The 493-nt window shown below is 66.1% G+C and carries 1 protein-coding gene; it reads right to left on the bottom strand.

Annotated elements, in window-relative coordinates:
- The coding region (locus J5M57_RS28195) for a site-specific DNA-methyltransferase (protein ID WP_207938504.1) at window positions 1–493 on the bottom strand (493 nt) is incomplete at both ends.

Below are 493 nucleotides of genomic sequence, written 5' to 3'. Positions count from 1 at the left end.
ATCCCGCGCGCATCGCCCTTCGGATTGCGCTTGTCCCACACCGCGACGCCGAGCTCGTTGTCTTCGCCGAAGATCTCGCGCATCACGAGCACGAGCGCGTGCTGTTCGTGCTCGTCGATGTGCACGGCGATCACGCCGTCCTCGGTGAGCAGATCGCGCGCGAGCTTCAGGCGCGGGTAGATCATGTTCAGCCAGTCGGTGTGGAAGCGCCCGCTCGCGTCGGTGTGGCTGGTGACCCGCTTGCCGCCCGTCGTCTGGCCGGTCAGCTCGAGATAATGGCGCAGGCTGTCGGTGAAATTGTCCGGATAGACGAAATCCTTGCCGGTGTTGTACGGCGGATCGATGTAGACGAGCTTCACGCGCCCCGCGTAGCTCTTCTGCAGCAGCTTCAGCACCTCGAGGTTCTCGCCCTCGATCATCAGGTTGCGCGTCGACGCCCAGCCGGCGCTCTCGCGCGGGCACGGGCGCAGCGTGCCCGTCGACGGCGTGAGCG

The sequence above is a fragment of the Pseudomonas sp. 86_A genome (assembly GCF_017491705.1).
Classification (GTDB): Bacteria; Pseudomonadota; Gammaproteobacteria; order Pseudomonadales; family Pseudomonadaceae; genus Aquipseudomonas; species Aquipseudomonas koreensis.
The sequence above is the reverse complement of the archived record's forward strand: the minus strand, read 5'-3'. Positions and strand labels throughout refer to the sequence as shown.